At 45.9% G+C, this 25,615-nt stretch carries 25 protein-coding genes; 16 read left to right on the top strand and 9 right to left on the bottom strand.

Translation table 11 applies throughout. The annotated features are described in order from the left end of the window. Positions 1-169: 169 nt before the first annotated feature. Together AC4G47_RS29910 and AC4G47_RS29905 are read left to right on the top strand one after the other, a co-directional pair. Entirely contained in the window at positions 170-1,306 is a 1,137-nt protein-coding gene (locus tag AC4G47_RS29910; RefSeq protein ID WP_491104144.1) for a response regulator, read from the top strand. Between the two features lie 316 nt (positions 1,307-1,622). Continuing rightward, positions 1,623-3,731: a TerD family protein gene (locus AC4G47_RS29905; protein WP_491104142.1), complete on the top strand. Its 2,109-nt coding sequence runs from the start codon at positions 1,623-1,625 to the stop codon at positions 3,729-3,731. Between the two features lie 81 nt (positions 3,732-3,812). Here AC4G47_RS29905 and AC4G47_RS29900 read toward each other — a convergent pair whose 3' ends face one another. Both AC4G47_RS29900 and AC4G47_RS29895 read right to left on the bottom strand, forming a co-directional pair. Continuing rightward, positions 3,813-4,538 (bottom strand): glycosyltransferase family 2 protein, encoded by a 726-nt coding sequence (locus AC4G47_RS29900; protein ID WP_491104141.1) that lies wholly within the window; start codon positions 4,536-4,538, stop codon positions 3,813-3,815. Next, positions 4,538-5,275, bottom strand: coding sequence for a glycosyltransferase family 2 protein (locus AC4G47_RS29895; RefSeq protein ID WP_491104140.1), 738 nt, complete (start codon positions 5,273-5,275; stop codon positions 4,538-4,540). Before AC4G47_RS29895 ends, AC4G47_RS29900 begins: the two co-directional genes overlap by 1 nt. Before the next feature lie 295 nt (positions 5,276-5,570). Here AC4G47_RS29895 and AC4G47_RS29890 point away from each other — a divergent pair, with 295 nt between their 5' ends. The 6 genes from AC4G47_RS29890 (at position 5,571) to AC4G47_RS29865 (ending at position 10,008) form a co-directional block, all read left to right on the top strand. Further along, positions 5,571-6,443, top strand: a complete 873-nt coding sequence (locus tag AC4G47_RS29890; protein ID WP_491104139.1) for an AraC family transcriptional regulator — start codon at positions 5,571-5,573, stop codon at positions 6,441-6,443. Positions 6,444-6,652: 209 nt separating this feature from the next. After that, positions 6,653-7,033 carry a polysaccharide lyase family protein gene (locus tag AC4G47_RS29885; protein ID WP_491106833.1) on the top strand — a complete coding sequence of 127 codons (381 nt, stop codon included), beginning with the start codon at positions 6,653-6,655 and terminating at the stop codon, positions 7,031-7,033. Between the two features lie 214 nt (positions 7,034-7,247). Further along, on the top strand, positions 7,248-8,210 hold the full coding sequence (locus tag AC4G47_RS29880) for an SMI1/KNR4 family protein (protein ID WP_491104137.1): 963 nt from the start codon (positions 7,248-7,250) through the stop codon (positions 8,208-8,210). Between the two features lie 183 nt (positions 8,211-8,393). After that, entirely contained in the window at positions 8,394-9,128 is a 735-nt protein-coding gene (locus tag AC4G47_RS29875; protein WP_491104136.1) for an SDR family NAD(P)-dependent oxidoreductase, read from the top strand. A gap of 66 nt (positions 9,129-9,194) precedes the next feature. Next, a complete protein-coding gene (locus tag AC4G47_RS29870) occupies positions 9,195-9,614 on the top strand; it encodes a MarR family winged helix-turn-helix transcriptional regulator (RefSeq protein ID WP_458124671.1) in 420 nt (139 codons plus the stop codon). 31 nt (positions 9,615-9,645) lie between these two features. Next, positions 9,646-10,008, top strand: coding sequence for a winged helix-turn-helix transcriptional regulator (locus AC4G47_RS29865; protein WP_145324899.1), 363 nt, complete (start codon positions 9,646-9,648; stop codon positions 10,006-10,008). A 75-nt stretch (positions 10,009-10,083) separates the two neighbouring features. On the opposite strand, the gene AC4G47_RS29860 is transcribed toward AC4G47_RS29865, so the two are convergent. After that, complete coding sequence (locus AC4G47_RS29860) at positions 10,084-11,154, bottom strand: SDR family oxidoreductase (protein ID WP_491104135.1); 1,071 nt, start codon at positions 11,152-11,154, stop codon at positions 10,084-10,086. A gap of 258 nt (positions 11,155-11,412) precedes the next feature. On the opposite strand from AC4G47_RS29860, the gene AC4G47_RS29855 reads away from it, so the two are divergent. The 3 genes from AC4G47_RS29855 (at position 11,413) to AC4G47_RS29845 (ending at position 15,465) form a co-directional block, all read left to right on the top strand. After that, positions 11,413-12,564: a response regulator gene (locus AC4G47_RS29855; protein WP_491104134.1), complete on the top strand. Its 1,152-nt coding sequence runs from the start codon at positions 11,413-11,415 to the stop codon at positions 12,562-12,564. A gap of 231 nt (positions 12,565-12,795) precedes the next feature. Further along, positions 12,796-14,115: an ATP-binding protein gene (locus AC4G47_RS29850; protein ID WP_491104133.1), complete on the top strand. Its 1,320-nt coding sequence runs from the start codon at positions 12,796-12,798 to the stop codon at positions 14,113-14,115. 219 nt (positions 14,116-14,334) lie between these two features. After that, complete coding sequence (locus AC4G47_RS29845; RefSeq protein ID WP_491106832.1) at positions 14,335-15,465, top strand: SGNH/GDSL hydrolase family protein; 1,131 nt, start codon at positions 14,335-14,337, stop codon at positions 15,463-15,465. A 121-nt stretch (positions 15,466-15,586) separates the two neighbouring features. Here AC4G47_RS29845 and AC4G47_RS29840 read toward each other — a convergent pair whose 3' ends face one another. Then, positions 15,587-16,129, bottom strand: coding sequence for a dihydrofolate reductase family protein (locus tag AC4G47_RS29840; protein WP_491104132.1), 543 nt, complete (start codon positions 16,127-16,129; stop codon positions 15,587-15,589). A gap of 69 nt (positions 16,130-16,198) precedes the next feature. Here AC4G47_RS29840 and AC4G47_RS29835 point away from each other — a divergent pair, with 69 nt between their 5' ends. Continuing rightward, the gene (locus AC4G47_RS29835) at positions 16,199-17,107 is read left to right on the top strand and encodes a helix-turn-helix transcriptional regulator (protein WP_491104130.1); all 909 of its coding nucleotides are present in this window, start codon (positions 16,199-16,201) and stop codon (positions 17,105-17,107) included. Positions 17,108-17,370: 263 nt separating this feature from the next. After that, positions 17,371-17,640, top strand: coding sequence for a CD3324 family protein (locus AC4G47_RS29830; protein ID WP_458124664.1), 270 nt, complete (start codon positions 17,371-17,373; stop codon positions 17,638-17,640). Positions 17,641-17,730: 90 nt separating this feature from the next. On the opposite strand, the gene AC4G47_RS29825 is transcribed toward AC4G47_RS29830, so the two are convergent. Next, on the bottom strand, positions 17,731-18,591 hold the full coding sequence (locus AC4G47_RS29825; protein WP_491104128.1) for a GNAT family N-acetyltransferase: 861 nt from the start codon (positions 18,589-18,591) through the stop codon (positions 17,731-17,733). Positions 18,592-18,820: 229 nt separating this feature from the next. Here AC4G47_RS29825 and AC4G47_RS29820 point away from each other — a divergent pair, with 229 nt between their 5' ends. Then, entirely contained in the window at positions 18,821-19,411 is a 591-nt protein-coding gene (locus AC4G47_RS29820) for a hypothetical protein (protein ID WP_491104127.1), read from the top strand. 388 nt (positions 19,412-19,799) lie between these two features. Here the strand turns inward: AC4G47_RS29820 and AC4G47_RS29815 are convergent, their stop codons facing one another. The 4 genes from AC4G47_RS29815 to AC4G47_RS29800 form a co-directional block, all read right to left on the bottom strand. Further along, positions 19,800-21,245 (bottom strand): DEAD/DEAH box helicase, encoded by a 1,446-nt coding sequence (locus AC4G47_RS29815; protein WP_491104126.1) that lies wholly within the window; start codon positions 21,243-21,245, stop codon positions 19,800-19,802. Between the two features lie 123 nt (positions 21,246-21,368). Then, on the bottom strand, positions 21,369-22,322 hold the full coding sequence (locus tag AC4G47_RS29810; RefSeq protein ID WP_491104125.1) for an SDR family NAD(P)-dependent oxidoreductase: 954 nt from the start codon (positions 22,320-22,322) through the stop codon (positions 21,369-21,371). Positions 22,323-22,421: 99 nt separating this feature from the next. Next, a complete protein-coding gene (locus AC4G47_RS29805; protein WP_491104124.1) occupies positions 22,422-23,033 on the bottom strand; it encodes a TetR/AcrR family transcriptional regulator in 612 nt (203 codons plus the stop codon). A gap of 67 nt (positions 23,034-23,100) precedes the next feature. Then, the gene (locus AC4G47_RS29800; RefSeq protein WP_491104123.1) at positions 23,101-23,457 is read right to left on the bottom strand and encodes a hypothetical protein; all 357 of its coding nucleotides are present in this window, start codon (positions 23,455-23,457) and stop codon (positions 23,101-23,103) included. Positions 23,458-23,887: 430 nt separating this feature from the next. Between AC4G47_RS29800 and AC4G47_RS29795 the strand changes: the two genes are divergently transcribed. Further along, positions 23,888-24,820, top strand: coding sequence for a macrolide 2'-phosphotransferase (locus tag AC4G47_RS29795; protein ID WP_491104122.1), 933 nt, complete (start codon positions 23,888-23,890; stop codon positions 24,818-24,820). 51 nt (positions 24,821-24,871) lie between these two features. Continuing rightward, complete coding sequence (locus AC4G47_RS29790) at positions 24,872-25,561, top strand: hypothetical protein (protein WP_491104121.1); 690 nt, start codon at positions 24,872-24,874, stop codon at positions 25,559-25,561. Positions 25,562-25,615: the final 54 nt, after the last annotated feature.

Genomic DNA, 25,615 nt, shown 5'->3' with positions numbered 1-25,615 from the left:
CTTTAGTTTTCGACATTTTACTTCAAACTCCTGCAAAATCTCTGACAAAGAGGAATTTTTTTGAATATCGAAACGTTATCTCTTTATTCATACGATAGCGGTACCACTCAAGGATTTATGGTAAAATTATAGATTAAATGATGATCAGTGAGCCAGAGGAGTTGTACGTATGAGAATGATTTTGGTAGATGATGAATATCTCGCTCTGAGCAGATTGAACAAACTGTTGCAAGAAAGAGAGGATTGTGAAGTTATCGGCTCTTTTCTGACGGCAGAGGAAGCCATAGATCATATCGAACGTCATTTGCCGGAAATCGTCTTCATGGACATCCAGATGCCCGGAATGAACGGAATCGAGGCGACCGAACGCATTCATGAAGTTTCCCCAGAAACAGAGGTTATCTTCACAACAGCACATAATGAACATGCACTGACGGCCTATGGACTTGAAGTGCTGGATTATATCATGAAGCCTGTAACGCGAGACCGTTTGGAAAAAACGATGAAGATATATCAACGCCGATGTGTGCCAAACAGTCCGAATATGGCAGAAAAGCCATCCATGGTAATACGGTGTTTGGGGATGCTTCAGGTCCAAACGCATCCGAATGAGCCACCGAAGCATATGAAGTTCAGAACAAGCAAAATTAGAGAGTTATTTGCCTATTTGCTTCACCATCGGAACAAACGGATTAAACGGGATAAGCTCCTTGAACTATTGTGGCCAGAGTTGGATGAGAAGCGAGGCATATCCAATCTGCATAGTGGTATCCATCGCTTGCGCAGCATGATGAACGAATTCATGGGCGAGGACAAGATGTCCATTCGTTATCAACAGTTTGGCTATCTATTGGAAACAGGAGAGTTCAGGGTTGATGTGGAAGAATGGGAAAGTCGTCTTAACCGGTTATCTCCATTGTCGTCGACTACAATGGTCGAGCATCGGCAGACCTCAGATCAATATGAAGGCAAGTATTATGGTGAGGACGATTACGTATGGGCTGAGTTGGAGCGTCAGCGCTTGCATGCACTATGGCGTAATCATGCCATGCAACTCGCACAATATTACATCGGACTGGGACAGAATACGGAAGCACTCGCGCTATATCACCGGGTACAGCAATTCGAGCCATCATTGGAGGAAGTCGGACTGGCGTTAATGAAGACCTATGATCGATTAGGCAATAAAGATGCCGTGATCGCTCAGTATAATCAGTTAGTTACTGCGTTACAACAAGAGGCGGGCATACGTCCTGGCTTGGAAGTTGAGTTGTGGTACCAACAGTGGAAACATTCAAATATTTGATTGGAAATACACAGCCTCGCAGCTTTGTTTGCGAGGCTGTTTTTTTGTTACATCATTAAATTCATGTCGTAATACTTTCACCCTGTTGGAAGATCGTGGAATCTGAGATGATGGGTTCACCAGAGGTTCGGGTGACGAACTTCGAACCGCTGGCCTTCAGGCTATTGCGATCCTTCCTTCTAACTTCATTGGCGAAAATAGGGTCGCAGCTCTCCTGAAGATTTCATTTCAGAGAGGAGGCGTCCAGGCTATCACATTCCTTCCTTCTACCCTAATCCAATATTATAGGGATGTGGCTTTCCTGGACTCTTTTATCATGAACAATACGATCTATTTGCGCAGAGCGAACAAACTTATTATCGAAACAAACGAAGGGAAGCAACAGTTGCCGAAGACTCATCTGGCGACTGCCCTTAAAAATATCGAAGCACTCGGATACACTTTCTCGGATGAGTTGATGCAAGCAATGCGGCAGCTGTCCAAAGAACAATTTGAAGCAGTATATATTCAACTTGTGGCTGATCTGAGAGTCATGGTCGGCGCACATGTGAAGTACCAACCGATGTATGCAGGATTCCCGATGCAGGTGATGCAAGTGGATGAAGCAGAGTTATATCTTAATGCGATTATTCATTATCTAACTCACCTGAATGTTGTCTATCCTGATCAACCATCGGTGGAGAGAATGCCTCTGCTGGAGAAGACGGACTTGAAAGTCATCGGTTTAGGAAACAAACAAGCGTTTCAGGGGCTAATCCGTCAGATCATTGAAGCCAAGGGTTCCATCTCTGAAACGGACAAGAAAGATATCGATACAGTATTGGAGCATGCAGACCCAAGTGAAGTGGATGCGATTCTGCCTGATGAAATTCCGTTCAAGGAAAATGTAGGCTTCGTTGTCTCCTCACTGTTGAAGCATGAAAAAGCAGGTATCGACCGAATCGGCCTGTATTTTAAAACGGCAAGTGATGTTCTCCGTCTGGCTGTTGCGTGGTCCAATGGTGACGTTAGTCTGGCTGAGGCTTCTCCCTTCCGGAAATTCAAACGTCGCGAAAGACGACTACTACTCGGATTGCTGGAGCAATGTGGTTCAATAACGGAGGATATGCTGCGGTATAAGGACCGCTGGATTCGCCTCGGCGAAATTCTTCATCCTTCGGAATATAAGCTTCGGTATCCGCGATGCGAAGAAGCCTTTGATATTCTGCGTAATGATAAGCCGTATGCGACCTTCAACGGAAGTGTGGAGCTTGCCTTTCAATATCGAAATGTCTGGAGTCTAATCGATCTGTTGTCACAGCGTCCAGGTGAATTCGCGAGAAGACTGGATCACTTGCTGCGGATGACTGAAGATGAAGCATATGTACTGCTGGCATTTGGTGAAGTTATACCACAGGTATCTACCCCAGTATTGTTACAGGTGCGACAGCATTTTGCCCACCGTAATGAACCGCAGGATCTGCGTATCTTTTTCCCGAAAGGTAATGTAGCCAAAGCCTTTGCCGTTCCGAATGAGCTGCCAGAGATCGATGAAGCAACGTGTCAGGATGTCGTACAATTGTGCGAGCAAGCGCTGGTAGAGCGATTCGCTAACCTTTCCCCGCTTGGGAAGACCTATGTCGATCCGCAGCTCCATAGTTATCTGGTGCCCTTTTCCCAAAGATCAGCAAGCAAGGCTCTTCATACCATTGTTCGTGGAAGCCGTGTGCCGATGGCAGAGGGGGATACGATTCGTTTCTTCAACTGGTGGAAAGAGGGGGACGTGGATGGCAAGTCAACAGGGCGCGTGGACATTGACCTGTCTGCGGTGATGTACGATAAGGATTGGAACTATGTGGAGCATATCTCCTATACCAATCTGCGTTCATCCAAGTACCGGGCCGTTCACAGTGGGGATATCGTGACAGCGCCTCAAGGGGCAAGTGAATTCATTGATCTGCATATTCCTTCGATCGTTGATTATGGCGGACGTTATGTGGTCGCGAGTCTGCTTTCCTTTACGAGTCATCCGTATTGTGATTTGCCGGAATGTTTTGTGGGTTGGATGATGCGGAAGAAGCCGGGTTCTGGCGAGATCTTCGAGCCGTCCATGGTGGCTAACAAGATTGATATCAGTGCGGATACGCAGATAGCGATTCCCGTCATTATGGATCTGGTGGAGCGTACGGTAATCTGGACGGATCTGGCGCTAACCAGACACCCGGATTATTACAATAATGTCGAGGGCAATCAAAAAGGGATGGTCCTGATGGGCAAAGCCCTGACCACGTTGCGTAAACCGGACCTGTACGACTTGTTCACGCTCCATGCCAAGGCCCGAGGTGAACTGGTGGATACGTTGGATGAGGCCGATACGATCTATTCGGTGGAGAAAGGGGTCACCCCATTCAATATTGAGCAGATCATGGCGGAATATCTGGCTTGAGTCCAAGCACATATGACTATCGGGTCGAGAACAGAGAAGAGCAGCGGAATGCTGCTCTTTTTTTTGAGATTCAATCTGCCGTTAATTTGCATTTCGACATACAAATTTTTTTGGGTTTTTCACTTTCAGTACCTTAACATTTCTTGTTAAGAGATCTTTATCGCTTACGATCCAAGTATGATCTTTGGAGTTCCTCCTGCGAATCGCAAGGAAGTTAGCTGTACCTCCTGAATAAATCGTATAGCCCTTTGCCAGGCTATCGGAACAAAACGTTACGCATTCTCCTCGATTTTGATCCGGAAAACCAACATCGATTATCACATGTCGTTTTACGAGAAGGGTCGCTCCTTGAATCAGGGGAACATATTGATTCGCCTTGGTAGGGTAACGAAGCAGAAGGAGATTTTTGCTGCTCAAATACATATAGTGGGCTCGTTTCCCTACAATATCTGCGTTGGTCTTTAACAGGGTGTGCACGCTATCCGTTAAATAGCGCGGAGCATAATAATCATCGTCATCCAATTTAGCAATGAGATTGTACTTAGATAGTGAAGCCCCATAATTCAGGCAATAGCCAAGCGATACATGTTCCGGCTGTGAAACGATCCTTACGTTCCTATATTTTTTTGCCTCCTTCATATATTCGTTCACACGCAGATTATTATTATTTAATATGATGATAAGCTCTTTACTCCTATAATTCTGCCTGTTGTAGTTACGAAAAAGGTTACCCATGCATTGTCGCCGTTTGGTACAAACGATGATGGAAACCCCATTCAGATCACGAGAATTCCCTGAGTTCGCCATTATAATACGCCCTTTGGCTTTTTCTGCACATATCTCTTGTAATGCGTAACGGATGGTATTTTTTGGCTTTGGGAGATGAGTTCTTTGTCGTTAATGATCCATGTATGGTTGGATGAGTTTTTCCGGCGTATCGCGACAAAATTACTTTTTCCAGCAGAATAAACGTTGTACCCCATTCGTTTGCTTCTAATGCAAAAAAGATCATCCTCACCGACGCTTCGATTCGGGAACTGAACTTTGTTTGCTACCTTGCGTTTAAAGACAAGCGTTGCGCCAGGGATTAGGGTCACAGGTCGATGTTCATCTTGTGGAAAACGAAGGATAAGCGTCTTTGATCCGCGTAAATACATGTAATGTGCCCGCTTGCCAATGACATCGGCATTGGTTCTTTGAAAGGTCTGCACGCTTTCCGTCAAGTAGTAGGGAGCGTAATAATCATCATCATCAAACTTGGCAATGTAGTTGTATTTCGTTTTCTTAATAGCGTAATTTAGACAAGCGCCGAGGGAGGTACTTTCCGGAAGACGATAAACGTGTACGTTTGGAAGTTTTTTGGCTAAGCTTAGATAAGGAGTAAGGGGGATGTTATCGTTGTTAACAATAATGATAAGTTCTTTCTTGGCGTGGTTCTGTCGGCTGTAGTTATTAAACAGGTTTCTTATATAGCTTTGGCGTTTCGTGCAGGCAATAATAGAAACTCCCTGCTTTTTGATAGATCTTGTTGGCCTGGCTCCCATTTTGACCGCTCCCCTTATCCGTTATGATCAAAACTATCTCTCTTTAAAATATGTGAACGGCAAATAAGAGGAACGGCATATCTGCAAAATGGAGAATACGCACAAAACTTGTCAATGTACCTGTCTGCTCCATTGTCTTCATTCGATTCTTTTCTAGATGAACATATCCTTTCCAGGTTTTTTCCTGTTTCAGGAAGATTCGAACGATGTGGGAGCTACCTGCAGAATGGTGCAGGAAATGTCGGATGCAAAGAGAAAGACTTTGCTAAGCTTGAATTAACGTGGGAGGGATGATATGGATACGTTGAGGCGGTTAAATGAAGCGTTGAATTATATGGAGGAGCATCTGATGGACGTCCTGGATATGAAGGAGATTTCCCGAATTGCCTGTTGCTCGGAGTATCATTTTACACGCATGTTCTCTTTTCTTAGTGGTGTAACGCTCTCGGAATATATTCGACGTCGCCGCTTGACGCTTGCAGCCATGGAGTTAAGCCAAAGTGACAGCAAAATCATTGATATTGCGCTGAAATATGGGTATACTTCGCCGGATTCTTTCTCGCGTGCTTTTCAAAGCATGCATGGCACTACACCCTCCGAGGCGCGAAGCCATGGCCCATCCCTTAAAGCTTTCCCGCGGATGACATTTCAACTGACCATTCAAGGAGGAAGCGAAATGAACTACCGTATTGAAGACAAAGAGGCTTTTCGAATCGTGGGTATTAGTAAAAGGGTGCCGATCATATTTCACGGGGTGAATCCGGAGATCGCTGCGATGTACCAGCATCTTACACCGGAACTGATCGATACGATAAAGGGTTTATCGAACATCCAGCCTACGGGCTTAATCAGTGCATCGGCCCATTTCAGTGAAGGGCGAATGGCGGAACAGGGAGAACTGGATCATTACATTGGTGCAGCTACGACCAAAGAAGCGCCTGAAGGTCTGGCACAGCTTGAGGTTCCTGCTTCGACGTGGGCCGTATTTACCGTCGTTGGTCCGTTTCCAGACACGCTTCAGGAAGTGTGGGGCCGGATCTACGCAGAGTGGTTTCCTTCATCAGACTATGAGCTTAGTGAGGGTCCGGAAATGCTATGGAATGAGCACAAGGATATTACTGTAGAGCAATATAGAAGTGAGATATGGATACCTGTTCGGAAGAGATGATATCTTCTCTGGATGAGTATCCGCGGACGCAGCTTTTGAAGCTGCGTTTTTTCGTTTTCAGAATTTTCTATCAGGTCAATGCTCTGTTTTCATTGCAAATATATGTAATATAATGGTATTATTTTATTGGAATTGTAAGATATGAGACGGAAGTTTCGGTTGTTATGGATTATAATGTAAGCGCTTTATAAAATGGATTCCAAGGAGGTATTTCCAACCGATTCCCGGCAATCCAGTTCCGTGGTGAGAATTCTCCAACTACAATAACGTTTAACTTGAATGCATCTCAAGCTTCATCTTCTCATATGCTCAACATCGGTATTACCGCAGCCTACAATAATGGCAGACCTAGCGTAACGGTTAATGGACATGCATTAACTAATCCTGCCGCGTCTTCACAGCCCAATTCTCGCAGTTTCACCATTGGTACCTATCGTGGCAACAACACAACCTTTAGCTGGAATGTTCCAGCATCCTACTTCGTGAATGGTTCCAATACCATAACCATTACGCCGATTAGCGGTTCCAGTGACTTGGGGAACTGGTTGAGTGCGGGTTGGGTCTACGATTGTGTTGAGTTGCTGAATTGAATGAAGAATGCAATGTAGTGGAAGGAATAAAGGAGGTAGCCTGCCTGGTTTTTTTAACAGGGTTCAGGTTACCTTTTTTAGCCTTTTCATCGGAAATGAAAAGATATCGATTCCTGATATCCCTAAGGATCTTGCTTTGCTGGAGATGGTGATCCGGATAGTGGTATAATTTTCAATACGTAATCATGAGAGAATGAACGGGGAGGCCAAAGGAATGAGAGACGATCTGTTGGTTCAATTGCAAGAGTGGCATGAAGAAGATGAATTTCAAGAAATTGTAGATGCAATTCAAGCGATTCCTGTGGAAGAAAGGGATTATGAGCTGGTAAACCATCTGGGACGAGCGCTGAATAACCTGGAACGATATGAAGAGGCAGTCGAACAATTCCTGACGGTTGTTAAAGAGGGCACAGGTGACCCACTCTGGCATTATCGGATTGGACTGGCTTATTACTATCTGGAGCAATATGCTCATGCGCTGCAGGCGTTCGAAAGAGCGGATGAATTGGATCCTGAAGATGAAGATACGCTGGAATTTCTGGAGTGGATTCGAAGCAAAATGGAGGAGCCGTCCGAATCTGCAGAGAAGCCCGTGGATACCGTCCCATCAGTCACTGAAATCTCAATCGCACCACCTGTTCGTGTTAGCCATCTGGAACCAATGGGTTTTTGGAATGACAGCGCTGAAGCTGTGGATCAATATGTATTGGCCCCGCCTACCGATGGACAGGTCGAGTCAGTGGAGGAGCAGTTGGTGTTCAAGCTGCCAACTTCCTATATTAACATGATGAAGTTACATAATGGTGGTGTTCCCCACTATCGGTATTATCCTGTTAGCCAAGCAGAGGCTGCCAAGAAGATCCGCGTTGAGGTAGCGGGAATATTGGGTATTGGACGGGAGAAAGCACATTCGTTAGGTGGCGAAGCTGGCAGCCGGTATATCATCGAACAGGGGGGTTACCCCGAAATCGGTGTTGTTCTATGTGAGTGTCCTTCCGATTCGGAGGTAGTGATGCTGGATTATCGTGAATCCGGCAATGCGGGTGAGCCCGAGGTTGTTCATGTGGATAAAAAAGAAAGCTACAAGATCACTTGGCTTGCGCCTAATTTCGAAACCTTTATTCAAGGCCTGGTGAATGAGGGAAATCAACCTGCAAACCTTCAGGGTTCACTGTAGTAAGGTTAAGAGCTTCTCTTTATACGAACCGTTGAAAAGGCTGCATCCGTAAATGACGGATGCAGTTTTTTTATGCTGCGCAGTTATGTGCGATATGCCGGAAATGTCGCCAATACCGAGCTTTTTGTTCAGCTCCGTTAGCTTCGCTAAGGAATCCAAAATAAGTATATAGAGGCGTGCTCGTTGCATAAAGGCAGTTACTCAGTAGCCATTATTACTGGCGGAGCCTCGGGAATCGGGGAGGGCATCGTTGATCTATTTGCGCAGGAAGGCGCCATCGTCATTGCTGCAGACATTAATGAGGAAGCCCTGGAGAAAGCAAGCCAAAAAGAGAATGTGTACGGAATGAAGTTGAATGTATCTTCGGATGAGGATTGGCAGGCACTGGCGAAAGTAGTTAATGAACGTTTTGGGAAAATTGACATTCTGGTCAACAATGCAGGCATTTCTTCTGAGAAACCATTTGAGGAAATCAATGTACAGGATTGGCAGAAAATGCTCTCCATTAACGGTTTCGGCCCATTCGCTGGCATGAAGCATGTCACTCCTTATATGGCAGCCCAGAAGAAAGGTTCCATCGTCAATATCTCATCCTACACCGCTTTGATTGGACAAGGTTTTAACCATTACTCGGCATCCAAAGGCGCGGTACGTGCATTATCCAAAGCCGCTGCGACCACCTTCGGACGTCAAGGTATTCGGGTGAATGCTCTTTTTCCCGGGATCATCGAAACACCAATGACCCAATCCCTGAACACATCGAAGGAACTGCTAGAACGATTGATTCAGGCAACACCTTTGCAGCGTCTGGGACAGGCTATTGATATCGCCAACGCAGCGTTGTTCCTGGCGTCGGATGATTCTTCGTACATTACGGGATCTGAACTGGTGATCGATGGTGGCTACTCAGCCCAATAGCGTGTAAAATGATGACAGCCCTTAAGTTGAATGAGGGCTGTTGTTTATTTTTTCGAGGAGGATCTAATGGAAGAACAGAACATTTTTGAGCTTATACACAACATGGATAATTTCACTAATAAATTGATTATACAATGGAACAAATCATTCAATGAGGACCTCGGTGTCTCTCATGTGCTTGTACTCAGCCATCTCCACCAAAATGGAAAAAGCCGACCTTCGGATATTGCCAAGATTTTGGGGTTAACTCCACCTACACTCAGTTATTTATCTGACAAGATGGTAGCCAAGGGATTAGCCGATAGAATGGTAGATGAAGCGGACCGCCGCATTATTTATTTGAACATTACGGATAAAGGGGTGGAAGTCCTCGAAAGAGCAATATTGGAAGGCCAGAAGTTGCGTAAGAAATTATTCCAGAAATTAAACGAAGAGGATCGAGCGCAATTAGTTCATATTTTTGAGAAGATGAATCGGGAAGATTGAGCAATAGTCTGGAAGGGAGACAGAAGGTGATATGGAGGAACCGCTCAAAGTATATAACACCGCAGTTGAAGCCTTTCTTGAAGTGATCGGGGGCAAGTGGAAGCCCGTTATACTATTCCATCTTACCTTTGGCAAGAAACGTAATGGCGAACTGATGAAGCTGATCCCTGCGATCACCCAGAAAGTGTTGACTCAGCAACTTGGTGAACTAACGGAGGCGGGGGTTATTGTCCGTATTTCCCATCACCAGGTCCCTCCTAAAGTGGAGTATGAGTTAACAGAGTATGGGTGGAGTCTTAAAGAAATTCTTCATCTGATGTGTAGATGGGGTGATACACATGTGGAGAAAGTGTATGGCGACAGAGGGGAAATTCTGTTTAAACCGCCAACCTGACGGTTGGATGGTTGAAGGAGTATAATAAGCCGATTCTGCAATTCAGGATTCGGCTTATTATGTTTTTTCTCTCTTTTATGGAATGATTTTGCGATCACGCAGATTCCCAAAAATATTCATGAACATAGCCTCCGTGTCGATGAATTCGTGAAATCCGAATCGGCGAGCCTTGGAACCATCTGCGAAGAAATCGTAATCCCACGAGAAGACAAAGTCACCGAATGCCCAGGAAGAGACATCATCATAAGGGGTGTTTACCAAACCATACTTTTCAATCATGGAACTCCAAAGAGCTTCTTTATCTGCCATTGCCGTTGTAAGGGAGAGGGGCAGTGGAGGAGCCGTTTCCAGTTCGAAAAATGAAGCGATTTTGGGCCAGAGTTCATTCCAGCGAAACAGATCGCCATTGGTGATATTAAATGCCTGATTGGCACATCGAGGTTCGGTTGCTGCCCAGACGGTTGCATGAGCCAGCAATGTCGCATCAGTCATTTCAAGAAGGGAATGATACGCTCCTGGTTTCCCAGGAAAGCGAAGTGGTAAGCCAAGTTCCTTGGAGATAGAGGCATATACCCCGATCACCATCGCGAGGTTCATTGGATTACCCAGAGCGAATCCACATACAACAGAAGGGCGCAGAGCTGACCAGGTCCAGCTGCTTCCGGGTTGCCGATCCTCAAGAAACTGCTGCTGGTCGACATTGAATTCAGGAGGCATATGATGTGCGTCCGTTTCTTTGGCAGGTGTTTTAAATGGACCCAGATGTGCACCGTACACCTTATAACCTTGCATCAGACTGATATGTTCGAGATTTGGGGCAATCGGTTCAATCGCATTCACCACATTGACGAGCATGGCCAGATTGGGTTGCACCAATTCGGCCCAGGTTGGGCGATCTTGATAAGCAGCATAAAAGATATGAGTAACTGTCGTTAAATGACTCAGTTTGTCTTGCGTGTCCACTTTGTTCAGTAAATCGGCTGATATATAACGTAACCTGGGGGCATCGTGCCCTCCACGGCGTGATACACCAATCACATTCCATTGCGGGAGTGTCATCAGATGATCAATAAGGTTTCTCCCAATAACGCCTCCAGCACCGATGACAAGCGCAGTGTAACGGGTAACCAATTGTTCGGGTTTCAATGGACATGCTCCTCTCTTCTTCTGTTCATATTGTGGGTCAGAAAAAGAAGGATGAGAAGTACGCACCTCAAAGTCACATACGTACTTTGAAGTAATATATGAGCCTGGTACAGGATATGAGCGTTATAAGGTTTCCCCAAAGCTTTGATTCGCATCTGACATATGGAACCTTCCTCTCTTCTAGTCCGGATCTGTTACCTGATATGGTATAATAGTGTAAATAAATCTCAAGACTTTAGGGTCGAGGAGGAAGCTCCGGTGAAAGTGATATTGGTTGACGACGAACGTCTAGCGTTGATAGGCCTTCAAAAATCACTAGAGAAGGAAGTAAGCGGTATTGAAATTATCGCTACATATATGAATCCGACAGAGGCTATGGGGGGGATTATGGAGCACCGGCCTGATGTGGTATTTCTGGATATCCATATGCCAGAGATGGACGGTATGGATCTGGGAAAACAGATTCAGGCCACAGCACCTGGGGTCGAAATTATATTTGTGACCAGCTACGACCAATATGCAGTGCATGCCTTCGATCTACAGGCGTTGGATTATGTCATGAAGCCCATTCAGAAGGATCGACTAAAGCAGACGGTGAGCCGAGTACGGGAGAAACTGAGTTCAAAACGCAAGCAGCGGTCAAATAATACAAATGTGCCTTTAATTTGCTGTTTTAATCAGATTCAATTCAAGCTTCCAGACAAGGAGATCCAAGTTGCCAAGTGGCGCACTAGTAAGGCACAGGAGCTGTTTGCATATCTGCTCCATCATCGGAATCAGACCATTCATCGCAGTGTACTGCTTGAGATGCTGTGGCCTGAATTGGAAGAGGACAAGACGGTACATCAACTCTATACTGCCATGTATCATGTCCGCCAAACCCTCAAGACATGCGGAATGGATATGATTACAATTCAAAGTGGTCACTTGGAAGCAGGCTACAGGCTTGAATTGGGTGGAGCTCAGTTAGATAGTGAGCAGTGGGAACAGGAAATCAGGCAATGGAAAGTTGTAGACTCAAGTACAGTTCATGCATATGAGCAAGCGCTTCATCTGTATAAGGGCACGTACCTTGGCAATTACGAGTACATGTGGGCGGAGCCTGAACGAGAAAGGTTACGCTACCTGTGGTTGTATCACATGAGACAATTAAGTCTCTATTACCAGAAGGAGGGGCTAGGGGAGAAAGTCATTGAGAGCACAAGACGTATCCAGCATATGCTTCCGGATGAGGAAGAAAGTTATTTTATTTTAATGAAACTCTATGATGAAATGCACAACGATCTCGGTGTGGAGGAGCAGTACCGTCTCTTAACCACCAGAATGGAGCATGATTTGGAGATACCCATCAGTGAGAATATTAGCAAATGGTATCAGGACTGGAAGCTCGGTTTAACCAAAGTCAGGTAATGATAATCTATGAATTCACTGCAAATAAAACCTGTAATACGTTACAGATATATGATAATTATAAGGAAAAGGCCGTAGAAGTGAAGACTTCCGGCCTTTTTATGTTGCTTGCGCGTTCATTCCCTAATCTTAATTATTTCTAATGCTTCTTTCATATGTTAGTATATTTTACATTAGAAGCGCGGGTTAGGCAGTGGGCGCTAAACGTTGGTATAGTGGGTGAAGAGATCGATGCGCAATTGGGTCAAAAATGAGAATGTGCAGATGACGGCCATTGCCTTTGCCACAGCGGTAGGGGCACAATTTAAGATTAATCCGTTCCGGGAAGATTACTTCCGAATCGGGCTGGGCGTTAGCATTCTTTTATTTCTGCTGATGATTATGCCGAACCTGTCTTATGTGAAGACAGGAATCCTGACAGGTATCGCGAACTTCCTTCTTCAATCGGCAGATCTCATCAATCATGTACAGACCGTATCCATTCTGGAAAGCATGCGGGATAATCTGGGGGCAGGCTTGTATTACGTGGTCTTTGCCTATGGACTTAGCAAGCTCAAGCATCGGCTTCACGAAATGCAACCTCTGCTGCTCGGCGGGCTGATTACCTGCATCGATTTTTCCTCCAATCTTGTTGAGCTACTTCTTCGCGGAATGTTAAGCGGGACCAATATCTTTTATATGAAGGAATGGTTGTATCTGCTTGTGGTAGGCGGTCTGCGAAGTTACTTTGTGATTGGGCTCTACAACAGCTTGGCCGTGAGGCAGATGCGGCTCTTACATGCCGAGCAGGAGAAGCGGATGGAGCAGATGCTGAGTGTGAACTCGGGTCTGTATGGCGAGGTCTTTTACCTAAAAAAAGCGATGAATACGATAGAAGGCATTACAGCAGACAGCTATGATCTATATCGTGATCTCCGGGAGCAGGACATGAACCAATACAGTCAGCGTACCCTGGGCATTGCTCAGCAGATTCATGAAGTGAAGAAGGATTCACAACGCATTCTGGCGGGTCTGCTGAAACTGTATGATAACGAAAAGGCAGTCAATATGAGCCTGTCAGAAGTACTGAACTTTGCCAGCAAAGCAAATCGAAAATACAGCGAAATGTTGCATAAGCAGGTCGAGATCGACATCGAGCAACAGTATGATTGTGAGTCTCCGTATTACATTCCTCTTCTCACGGTAATGAATAACCTGATTGCCAATGCGGTAGAGGCGATTGAGCGTGAGGGGACGGTCCGAATTCGTGTGTATGAGCAAGAAGATGACGTGCATTTCGTCGTGATGGATTCTGGAAAAGGCGTACCTGAAGCCAAACGGGAGGTTATCTTCGAACCGGGCTATACAACCAAGTTCAATGAAGTTGGCATTGCCGCAACAGGCATTGGTCTGTCCCATGTACGTGATATCGTCCAGTCGTTGGAGGGACGAATTAAGGTAGAATCGGGACCTCCGGAAGGAACAGGGACAACATTTGCTATAGCTATTCCCAAAATGAATCTAATCAAGGGGGCCGATGTCGATGACACGTTCTATCATGATCGTGGATGATGTGGTGCATGTACTCAGCAAAGTGAATGAACAGTGGAAGTATGAGCGTTAAGTGAACAAAAAAATAATAATAAATCTCCTGATGGCGAACGATGGATTGAGCACATCTGATATGATGGACTTGAACATGGCTTGCTGAGGGACATTTTATCGATACAAAAGAAAGCGCTTAATAATTATTTTTTTATTGAATTAATGAGGGGGGAATAACAGGTGAGTGTGCAGGCGAATACCGGTTTACAGGTTTATGCGTTATCGGAACTGACTTATCTGAAAGTGCATGGCAGAACAACTGGAGAGCGATCACCGTTGACGTTGTTTTGGACGGGGAGTGCAGTCGAACTCAATGTACAGGGCTCCGAACTATGGGTTGAGGTAGAGTCGCAGTATGATATATATGAGTCATGGATCAGCATTCTGATCAACGGTGTCCCGGTGAGCAGACAGATGTTAATGGAAGGGCGGTACTGGGTCTGTGTGTATCGAGGCATGAACGCAGATGTGGTGAAGAATATACGGATCGTTAAAGATGTTCAAGCGATGAGTGGCGACCCGGGTTCTTCCTTGCAGATTCATGCGGTGAAGACAGATGGAGCGTTCCGGCCTGTGGAGGAAAAACCGTACAAGATTGAGTTTATCGGTGACAGCATTACATCCGGTGAAGGTGCCATTGGGGCGAAGGCGGAGGAAGACTGGGTACCGATGTGGTTCAGCGCCATACATAATTATACGTTTATGACAGCAGAGGCATTGAATGCAGAATACCGGGTCACCTCGCAAAGTGGCTGGGGTGTGCTGACAAGCTGGGATAACAATCCCAAAGGGAACATTCCCGATTATTATGAGCAAGTCTGTGGACTGCTCACCGGTGGACGTAACGAAGCGCTCGGCGCAGGAGATCAGCATGATTTTGGTTCCTGGCAGCCGGATGTGGTGGTTGTAAATCTGGGTAGCAATGATGGGGGTGCGTTTCAGTCACCTGAGTGGAAAGACCCGGATACCGGTAAGGTGTATAAGCAGCGTCTGAACGAAGATGGTACGTATCATGAAGAGGATTTGGCCACTTTTGAGAAAGCGGTGGAACAGTTCCTGACTAAGCTTCGAAAAAATAATCCAGATGCTCAACTCGTATGGGCTTATGGCATGCTTGGTTTCCCAATGATGCCTGCCATCTACCGTGCGGTTGATGCGTATACGAAAGAGACGGGGGATCTTAAGGTCTCGATCATTCAGCTTCCCGATACGACTGAGGAAACGGTGGGCGCTCGAAGTCATCCCGGCGAGTTATCTCACCGTAGGACGGCAGAAGTGCTGACAGCATACTTAAATGGGATTCTGTCATCGAAGTGACCCATGTAGAGAATTAAAATAAAAGACAGCTCCAGATCGTGCAATACGCCAAAGGCAGAATGTGTATATATCGGACCATTGGGAGTACTGCATATCGGGCTGTCTTCTTTTCATTTATCGGCTATTTCAGCTGTTTTACCTCATAACGAATCGAAATGATCTGCCCGAGTGTCTGGGTTCGGATCATTTTGAATTGACTTGGCACAGTGCCTACCGGGAACAATGGGATGCCTTCGCCAAGAATTTTTGGAATGATAGCAACTTCAATCTCATCCAATAATTTTTTCTCCATTACTGCTTGAACGAGCTTACCACCACCCACAATCCATACGTCTCCATCAGAAGTTTTCTTTAACCTAGGAATGAGCGTTTCTACCGACTCGGTTGTGAACTGTACATGTGGAGCAGTCGGCTGTTCTGAGCGGGATAGCACATACGTTGGGCGATCCGCATAGAGGAATTCCTCAGATAGTGTGAGCACCTCTTCGTACGTGTAACGTCCCATAACGACGCTACCAATCGTTTGATAAAAGGCAGCATATCCGTTGTCTCCACCATCACCCTCCACATCAAATAACCAATCTACCGAACCGTCCAGTCTTGCGATATATCCATCCAAACTCATAGCAATGTACAAAATGGTTTTGTTATCAGACATGTTCATCGCTCCCTTCTAAAATGTATGATACACTCTAACTATGACAAAAGATGACGTAGTTAGGATGTTGAATTCATGAATAATCGGAAGCTGGCCATCATGCGCCTGATGGATTCCAGACAGAAGTTCACGGCCCGAGAATTGGCAGAACGGTTCGACGTCTCGGTTCGCACGATTCAGCGAGATCTGGATGCATTGCAGGCACTGGGTTTTCCCTTGTACACAGAAGTTGGCGTGAACGGCGGATACCGGGTGTTGCCTAATCGGATTTTGCCACCCCTTCAACTGACACAGCAGGAGGCATTAGGACTGTTTATGATGCTGGAATATCTACAGCAAGTCCCGGATTTTCCGTACGGTTCCATGCGTGGACATCTGGCTGAGCAGTATTTTTCTACTTTGCCTGAGGATGTACAGGATCTGATTATGCGAATGAGGGAACATATCACCTTTGTCCAGCATCCCGGTGAGCATGCGGAGCCATTAACAACTGAGATATTGGGTGCGGCAGTAGAAAAGAGAGAAATCGAGTTTATGTATCATGCCCGCAATGGTCCTAAAAAAGTCAAGCTCTACCCCTATGGCATCTACTATGAGCAGGGACATTGGTACATGCCAGCCCGGAATAAGGATCGCGTATTGTTGTATCGGGTGGATCGCATGCAGCAGTTGGCTGTTATGGATTCGGTGGATGAATCCGTTCCGAGTCTGAAAGCGTGGTTATATGCCAAAGAAGACAGAGCAAGCGTAGAAGTGGTACTGCAATTCACGGAATTCGGAGCAAGGATTGCTGCGTCAGATGTTTTGTTTAATTCGGTTCAAGGTCATGCATGGCGAGGACTGGTTCCGCCTGAAGAGTTTTCTTTTACAGCGCGAAAGTTACTCTCCTATGGACCAGAAGTGAAGGTGATCTCACCGACTGAGTTGAGGCAGCAGGTTAGAGAATTGCTGGAACGGAGTGTAAGCCAATATATCGATGAGTAGAAGGATATAAGGTTCTGACATGGAAGATATAGGAGTACCATCTAAAGTAACCTGATCTTGATTGACTGAATGGGGGGCTACCATGATTCGATTCATAATAAATTTAACGACCCGCTCTATGCAGAGTCCATGCGATGAACAACGGCGGTTGTTTGCATAGAGCCTGAAATTCATTTCCGCCATACCATTATAGTGCATATCTAATGCGTTCATTGTAAGACTCTGCTGCCTTAAAGATTTTAACTTTTAAGGAGTGGAGCAGCGTGAAATATATTAATGCAGATACGATCTTCCCGGAAGAATTACTCAAAGAAATACAGCGTCATATCTCCGGCGGCCTGATCTATATTCCGAGGCCCAAGGATGCCCATAAGAAGTGGGGCGAGGACTCGGGCAGCAGAAGGGTTGTCCAGGAGCGGAACAACGAGATTCGCCAGCTATTCACTGCGGGTAGAACCATCGATCAGCTTGCAGATCAATTCTGTTTATCCGTTGATAGCATCAAGAAAATTGTATATGGCAAAAAGGGATAAAACTATTTAAGCCACATTCGAGTAATCGAATGTGGCTTTTTGCTTTACATATTACAAGTACGTAGGTGCCATACGAAGGATACCTGCCTTTTACAAATTACCGCTGAAATAGTGGTACTCAGAATTCACTTCAAAACCAACACTGCGGTATAAGTTCAAAGCACGTTCGTTCTCGGTAACAACGGATAGGCGAATATCTGTATAATTTTGTTTCCTTAGGAGATCAACCAGGATACTAAGCGCGGTGCGCCCCAGTTTCTGTCCCTGATAAGCAGGTAAGATACAGAAATTATGAATAAAAGCAGTTGTCGTATTAATGGAGTTAACCCGTACCAACCCAACAGGCTTTTGATCCTGCCATGCTACATAGGTGACTCGGCTGGGTTCATTCGTTTGCATGAAGTAATTGCGTGTCCAGTCCTCCGAATCTCCAAAGGCTTGGGATGAGCAAGTGACCATAAACTCCATATCCTCTTCTTCTGCCACGGACAACGTTAGTTCAGGTGGCTCCACGACCGAAAGGACTTCATTCGTAAATAGCATTGAGTACTCCGCACGATCATAAATGGCTCCAAGGGATTGAGCGGTAAGAAGACCCGGAGATAAGCCCTGAGGAACGCGATAACTGAGTTGGTTGATACCCTGTGGTTTCATGTCTATGATGGCCCGTTTCAGTAAACTACTGAACACACCTTGGCGACGATACTGCGGATGTACGATGGCATTAATATTTCCGGTTATGGCGTCGGAAGGATACCAGCTGAGGAGTCCTACCAATTCACCTTCACGATAACCAAGAAGCGCGTGGTCTCCGTCTTTTTTGCTGATATGGTCAAGGTCTGCCTTCAGATGAATGGAATCGAGCTGTTTACATTGTTGTTCGAGCAAAATAATAGCATCAATCTGTTCCTTGGAATTATAGACCATAGGAACGATTTGATAGGTTGACATAGCTTTCACACCTTCATTGTTGAAGGAAACACGCAGTTATTGGACCCGCAGGCGCTATCCTTCGAGATTCGGTCCACTTCCCGATGACTATAACACAATCTATGAGGAAGATGACACCCAATGGATGTAATTCACTGGATGTCTGTTCAGATGTGACCAATAACTGGATATTATATCCTATTGAAGAGATAATTGAGAGTATTAAAGATGCGAAAGGGTTTGATCAACTATGCGCAAGTTAGCTTATGTGAGGGGTACATTATTTCTTTCCGCCGCCATGTTAGCGGGGTGCACTTCATCTGAATCAGCGGAAAGCACTAAACCCGTTACTCCTCCAGAAGCAGAACAGCCGAGTGATGTAAGTGAACAGAAGGCGACGGCGGAGCAGCAGCAAGCGCTCGAAATGTCGCTGGAGTATAAAACAACAGAACTCACTGTGGATGGCAAGGACTATGAGGATACGCTAGAAATGGAAGGGTTATTGGCCAAAGGGGACACCATGAGGCAATTCCTGACATCCAGAAATTATGAGGCGTACATGGCTAATCGATATATTGTGTTGCCTCTTCAGGTAGCACACATCGAACAAGCGAAGGTGCATCCTGAAAATATACAAACCAAGATCAAAGATAGCAAGAGCGACTGGATTCTTGTGGAATACACACTTGATTTGAAATTTACAGATGAGAACGACAAGGAGTTCAGGTCTATTCCGCTATCGGGCGATATCACCTTTTTGCAGGATCAGGGAGAATGGCGCATTCAGGATGATACCTACAATAGGGATGCATTCTCGGACATCATCAATAATTCACTATAGTTCATGTATAGTTTGGCAAAAAAAAACGGTCCATTGGTTCGTCCGTAGGCGAAAGAAAGGCCACTTCTCAGAAGTTTCTATTCTGAAGAAGTGGCCTTTTCTTGGTTACGGCGGATTTTGGTATTCACCATTGGGGTGGGGTGTACCAGTTACCCGGATTATTCCACAAAACCGCGTTCACCATATTGATCCGCAACATAACGGGCTGTGAAATGCACAGCATCGGTCGTAAAGCCATAGCGGGGTTAATTTTTTTTCAAAATTCATGTTTCGTACAAGCAGCCATTTGACCAACAACGAAAGCACGGAAAAAAGGGATAGCCGACATGTTTTCCAAGTCGATTACCCTTTTTTGGTCTGGACCTATTTATTTAACCCATCTACTAAACTACTTATGACCTTTGCGAACCTTGAGCTGCATCTTTTTGATCGTTGTGTTTTGCATGAGCTCCAGTACGAGTGGGCCTTTGCCGTTCAGGATCTCTACATCCGTTACATTATCCAGAATCGTAATGATCCCGATATCGTCTGCAGTCACTCCTTCAAGCTTGGCGATGGTACCTACAAAGTCTACGGCGCGAAGTTTCTTCTTCTTGCCTCCGTTGAAGTTCAGCTTCATGATCTGTTGATTCAGCTGTTCACGCTTGTCCTTTTTGCGTTCAGGCACGATCTTCAATCGCTTCTCGAAGTCTTCTCTGCGGCGATCCACAGCTTCCTCGGAAGGAGCTTTCACGACAGGGATTTGGAATCCGATATAGGATTCAATCTCCGCCAGGCGTCTGCCATCTTTCGGTGTGATCAACGTAAGGGCTTTACCTGTTTTGCCTGCGCGACCCGTACGGCCTGTGCGGTGCACATATCCCTCTTTTTCCAAAGGAATATCGTAGTTGATGACATGAGTAATATTTGTGATATCAATACCGCGTGCAGCTACATCCGTCGCAATCAGATAACGGAACTGTCCCCGTCGGAATGCGTTCATCACTTCGATCCGCTCATCCTGCTCCATGCCTCCATGGATACGATCTGCTGGATAGTCAAGGTCAGCCATGACCCGGAATAGCTTATCTACATTCTCTTGCGTACGGCAGAACACGATACAACTATCTGGATTCTCCACAATGAACAAATCCTGAAGCAACGCGGTTTTGTTCACCTCTGGTACGTGAATTACAGCATGTTCAATGGTGGCTGTTGTCAGTCCGCTTGCCTTGATCTCAATCTCCACCGGTTTGTTCATGTATTTACGTGACAGCTTGGCGACATCTTCAGGGAACGTTGCGGAGAACAACATGGTCACTCGTTCCTGTGGCAGCTTCTGAATGATGGACTGTACTGTCTCAATAAAGCCCATATTCAGCATCTCATCGGCCTCGTCAATAACGAGATAAGCGATCCGTTCGAGTGGCAGCGTGCCGCGTTCGATATGATCCAGTACCCGACCCGGCGTACCAACAGCCACATGGGTTCTTTGTTTTAACTCCGCTTTTTGAATATGAAAAGGGGACTGTCCGTATAGTGCGGTTGCTTTAATACGCTTAAAGCGGCCGATATTCGTAATATCTTCGTTAACCTGCAAAGCCAGTTCCCGGGTCGGTGTAAGAATCAAAGCCTGTGGCTTATTCTCATTCCAATCCACCAGCTCGCAGAGCGGAATGCCGTAGGCAGCTGTTTTACCACTACCTGTCTGTGATTTGACCACAAGATCCTGGTTCTCCAATGCTACCGGAATAACTTTAGTTTGAACCTCGGTTGGTGTCTCATAGCCCAGACTGTCCAGTGCTTTTACGATCTCTTCACCAAGTCCATAATCTTTAAATTGTTGCTCGCTCATTGTTTACCTCTTTTGCGTTAGTTTTGAATACTCTACATACAAGCATTGCACCGTACATTGATCGTATACCTTTTTATTATACTCTATATGCGGGCAACCTAACGGAGTAATTCACAATGATGTTTAAATCGTATTATGCAAACCAAGTCTTTCTGAACTCCAGTCCCATAATTCTACGGCACGCTCAGGGCTGTAGGATTCCTCGGAAGAAGGGATTTTCTTCGGTCCATCCCAGTATGTTCCCTTCAATTCGCTTATAGGTTGATGTAATACGAGGCTTGCAAGGTCAGCTCCTGATTGCCTGGTGGTGCGTATGCCAGCATTAAAGAAACGCATCAGAGGCATTACATAATTCCACATGAAACGAAGGAGCGGGCGATACTCTCTGGCGAGAGCGGAACCTTTGCCAGGCATCATCCCAGGATTAAATGCAGCGACTGCAACAGATCTGCCAGATTGTTGGACTTGGCGGGTGAGTTCATAGGTGAAATACAAATTGCATAACTTCGATGTTGTATAACGTAGTTGTCCCCGGGCAGAAGGAGAGAGGTCGGCGAGAAATTGATCAGACTGGGCAGGATCAGACATGATATTGGGATGAGCATAGCGAGGAGCAGGCATACCGGTTTTGGCTCCTGGGTCGTGTGTGTCACTGGATACAACGATGATTCGCCCCTGTTCCTGAAGCGACTCAAGCAGCAAGCGGACGAGGAGGAAATGCCCCAGATGGTTCACACCAAAGGTTGCCTCGACACCATCCGTAGTGGATTGTGTATTTTGCACAAATTGGGATCCGGCATTGCAAACGATGGCATGGAGAGGTGGAAGATCGGCTTGGATATATAGCGCTGCAAGTTTCCTTATGGATGTCGTTGAAGCCAAATCTAGCTCCATAGCCGAGATATTGGGGTTACCCGTAGATTGGATCAATGTCTGCACTGCAGCGTTCCCTCTACTTAGGCTGCGAGAAGCAATAACGACATGCCACTTCTGAGATGAAGCAATCACTTTGGCACTTTCGTATCCAAGACCGGTATTACCGCCTGTAATAATCACTGTTTTATTTGATTTACTCATGGACTACACTCCCTTGTATGATTTTATATTATATACGATACTGTATCGTATCGTTAATTGTCAATAAAAAAGGTCTTGCTAATCATAGCGAGACCTAAATCATTTGGATTGTATTCCGTTTAAAATCATATCAATACCGCGTTTCAGTTCGTTATCCAGATCGAATGAAGTCGGTTTGAGCAATAGCTGATACATAATAAAACCGATTATAAAATCAGACACCAGATCCAGATCTGTACCTTGACGGAGTTTTTCCTTCGGGATATGACGTTCAAGCAGACTGGAGATTTCCTTGGTCTTCGGCAGTGAATGGTTTTCCCAATACGACTCTGAAATCTGTGAACTGCCAGATAGGGTAGAAATCAGCAAAGAGAGCATCTGCTTCCCAAGCGGATTGTTCATCTGATGGGCAAAACTTTGGGCCAACTCGTACAACACTTCATGTAGTTCGCCTTGTACAGCTGTGCTGAACTCCGGCTTGAGACGTTCCAGTGCATCCACGACCAGCGCTTCCTTGCTGCTCCAACGCCGATAGATTGAGCTTTTGCCTACGCCTGCGAGCTGTGCGACAGACTCCATACTCATTTTCTCCACACCTACTTCGCCAAGTAAGGTTAACGTGGCATCCAGTATGCGTTTGTGAACTTCTGTACTCCTTGGTCGACCACGAGAAATGGGATTCTCCTGATCTGGGGGTTGTTTAGCTTCCATGCGAATCCTTCCCTGTTCCTTATAAGATTATTTCGTTATTATAACATATCATGTGTTCAATCTTGTGTTAATGAATGACCATCTTCACAGCCTTGGTTTGGGGAGGGTAAGATTGAGCAATAACTCCATTGATCCACACTTCTGCACTTCGACCAACGAGTGTCTCATCCAAAGAGACGGTCACAGTCTCTCCTTCGATGATGAGTTCGGCGTTCTTGCTGAGCGAAATCCAAATCGGTCCTGATTCAACACCTCCATCTTCTTTATTGTCGATGAGTACCTGACCTCTTTCTTCCTCATAATCCGTAATAATTCCTCGTACATGTGGCTTCTCTTTCCCTTGTTCCTCAGATTGCTCTGCACATCCGAGCGTTAGCAGAAACAAGAGGACTGGTAATAAGGATAATCTTCGTACAATGTACATTGGGTTACTCACCTCTCATCCTTTTTTAGTGTAGCTATAACTATGGACGTTACCTGAGTCAGCGAAGTTCCTGTACATCCATAAAAAACGAAAATCAGTCCATTCAGTATGGCACTAAAAATTGGAATATGTTAGCATATAGTTAACTTACTGAACGGAGGGATACGTGTGGTAAATTTTTTTCGATTGAGATAGTAGCGGAACGTTTGCTTGCGCTTGCTGTTTCACTGCCTGTGTGCAGATCATCGGGAGAAGTTTGCCTGTTTACACGTATGCCGTTATTTGTAGTGGACACTCTTGCATAAGAGTGGTTCTTTGATGTACCACTATGGGGATGCGCAAAAATAGGTATAGCCCTATTCCGAGATCGAAAGCACAGGCATGAATGTCTGTGTTTTTTATTTTTCCAAGGAAAAGGGGAGGTTTGGATATGACAAAGTCAAATGAACAAGTGGATTTCACACAGGATATATGGTTGCTGGCTGAACAAAATGGGCTTCAAATCCGTAAGGAATCGATGGAAATCAATGAGTCCGGGATGGACTTCCGGGTAGCCTTCGCCACTGATATAAGTGGACAAAAGTGGGTTCTGCGTCAGCCGCGACGCGAAGACGTATGGGAGCGAGCCGAAAATGAGCGCAGGGTGTTGGATGTGGTCCGGGGGAGTGTTCCGGCACAGGTGCCGGACTGGCGAATCTGCACGCCCGAACTTATCGCTTATCCACTATTGGATGGCGACCCGATTGCAGTGGTAGATCCTGCTGGTGCAGGATATGCGTGGCGTTTCCCGCAGGAGACCTTGTCTGACGAGTTCCTAGATTCACTGGCAACGACTCTCGCCAAGCTGCATAATATCGATCCCGACAAGGCGAAGAAAGGTGGAGTGCGGATCAAGACACCTATGGAAGCTCGCAAAGAATTTGCAGCCAATATTGAGGAGATTAAGCAGAACTTTTCGGTGCCAACCGAGCTAGTTGAACGCTGGACGGTGTGGCTGTCTGTAGGTAGCTATTGGCCGAAGCACTCGACGTTTAATCACGGTGATCTGCACCCACCGCATATCATTGTCGATGATACACAGCGGGTAACCGGACTCATCGACTGGACGGAAGCGGAGATCGCTGATCCGGGTAAGGATTTTGTAATCCTTTATGGACTTTTCCAAGATGATGGACTGCGCGATCTGCTGAAGCGATACGAGAAGGCAGGGGGAAGGACATGGCCTCAGATGTTTGAGCATATTCGGGAACAATGGGCTGCTTACCCGGCACTGGTTGCCAAATTTGCTCTAACCACAGGGGAAGAGTCGACGATGGAAATGGCGAGAGGCATGCTGGCGAGCTGGGATGTGAAGAGGGGCTGAGCATCGAAGATGTATGAATCTTAATGATGTCAGATGAGGGGGGTTGAATATATGGCACGGGTACGGATGATTGGTTCGTTGTTATGTATCGTATTGACGGTGGTCAGCCTATCCGGGTGCTCATCCCCATTTCCCGAATCGCCTAATGGTGCGGGGAACAGGTTGTCCTCTAATCGAATGAATGAACTCCGCGAGGAATATCCACTTTCGACGGGTGTCCCTGCGACGATTAACATAAGAGAAGTGAGCTTCCAGGAGGTCATGGCATTTGGGGATGGGGTCGTTGTGGCGGAGGTTGTGAACGTTATGCCGAGCTTTCGTGTGGAGCTGTCGACTGAACCAGGCACGCCTGAACGAAAGATGGCTGATAAGGATAGGGCTAGTGGGATGACACCCTACCAGCCTAGATTCATCTCCTATGGGGTGAAGATACATGAAGTGGTAACAGGGGATGATATAGCTGAGGACACTTTTCTGTTCTACAACGCTGACTTCGCAGGTATGGAGCCGGAACTTAAACCGGGTATGAAGATTATCGCTGTAGTCAAAAAAGGGACGACAGGAGAACAGATCGGAGGCTATTCCTTCACCCGTTATGGCACGTACTATATTGTCGATGAGGATTACGTACTTGCCGCCTATGAGGGTGAATCGGAGGAATTACGCGTTTTCACAGAAGAAACGAATGGCATAAAACTTGACGTTTTTAGGGATAAAATCAAGAACCTGCCACAAGGCTAAATGACTTCATTCCCGTAGAGCAGTTACAGCGATACTCCTAACGGTTTGTTAATA

Source organism: Paenibacillus sp. Negev47 (assembly GCF_058313655.1).
This window is presented reverse-complemented; position numbering and strand designations above follow the sequence as displayed.

Excerpts from the sequence above, each read along its gene's own strand:
- AC4G47_RS29795 (WP_491104122.1), top strand. The coding sequence starts at position 23,888 with ATGACAAAGTCAAATGAACAAGTGGATTTCACACAGGATATATGGTTG.
- AC4G47_RS29840 (WP_491104132.1), bottom strand. The coding sequence starts at position 16,129 with ATGAACATGTCTGATAACAAAACCATTTTGTACATTGCTATGAGTTTG.
- AC4G47_RS29810 (WP_491104125.1), bottom strand. The coding sequence starts at position 22,322 with ATGAGTAAATCAAATAAAACAGTGATTATTACAGGCGGTAATACCGGT.
- AC4G47_RS29870 (WP_458124671.1), top strand. The coding sequence starts at position 9,195 with ATGGAAGAACAGAACATTTTTGAGCTTATACACAACATGGATAATTTC.
- AC4G47_RS29815 (WP_491104126.1), bottom strand. The coding sequence starts at position 21,245 with ATGAGCGAGCAACAATTTAAAGATTATGGACTTGGTGAAGAGATCGTA.
- AC4G47_RS29890 (WP_491104139.1), top strand. The coding sequence starts at position 5,571 with ATGGATACGTTGAGGCGGTTAAATGAAGCGTTGAATTATATGGAGGAG.
- AC4G47_RS29910 (WP_491104144.1), top strand. The coding sequence starts at position 170 with ATGAGAATGATTTTGGTAGATGATGAATATCTCGCTCTGAGCAGATTG.
- AC4G47_RS29790 (WP_491104121.1), top strand. The coding sequence starts at position 24,872 with ATGGCACGGGTACGGATGATTGGTTCGTTGTTATGTATCGTATTGACG.
- AC4G47_RS29905 (WP_491104142.1), top strand. The coding sequence starts at position 1,623 with ATGAACAATACGATCTATTTGCGCAGAGCGAACAAACTTATTATCGAA.
- AC4G47_RS29865 (WP_145324899.1), top strand. The coding sequence starts at position 9,646 with ATGGAGGAACCGCTCAAAGTATATAACACCGCAGTTGAAGCCTTTCTT.
- AC4G47_RS29805 (WP_491104124.1), bottom strand. The coding sequence starts at position 23,033 with ATGGAAGCTAAACAACCCCCAGATCAGGAGAATCCCATTTCTCGTGGT.
- AC4G47_RS29835 (WP_491104130.1), top strand. The coding sequence starts at position 16,199 with ATGAATAATCGGAAGCTGGCCATCATGCGCCTGATGGATTCCAGACAG.
- AC4G47_RS29895 (WP_491104140.1), bottom strand. The coding sequence starts at position 5,275 with ATGGGAGCCAGGCCAACAAGATCTATCAAAAAGCAGGGAGTTTCTATT.
- AC4G47_RS29820 (WP_491104127.1), top strand. The coding sequence starts at position 18,821 with ATGCGCAAGTTAGCTTATGTGAGGGGTACATTATTTCTTTCCGCCGCC.
- AC4G47_RS29850 (WP_491104133.1), top strand. The coding sequence starts at position 12,796 with ATGCGCAATTGGGTCAAAAATGAGAATGTGCAGATGACGGCCATTGCC.
- AC4G47_RS29880 (WP_491104137.1), top strand. The coding sequence starts at position 7,248 with ATGAGAGACGATCTGTTGGTTCAATTGCAAGAGTGGCATGAAGAAGAT.
- AC4G47_RS29800 (WP_491104123.1), bottom strand. The coding sequence starts at position 23,457 with ATGTACATTGTACGAAGATTATCCTTATTACCAGTCCTCTTGTTTCTG.
- AC4G47_RS29825 (WP_491104128.1), bottom strand. The coding sequence starts at position 18,591 with ATGTCAACCTATCAAATCGTTCCTATGGTCTATAATTCCAAGGAACAG.
- AC4G47_RS29900 (WP_491104141.1), bottom strand. The coding sequence starts at position 4,538 with ATGGCGAACTCAGGGAATTCTCGTGATCTGAATGGGGTTTCCATCATC.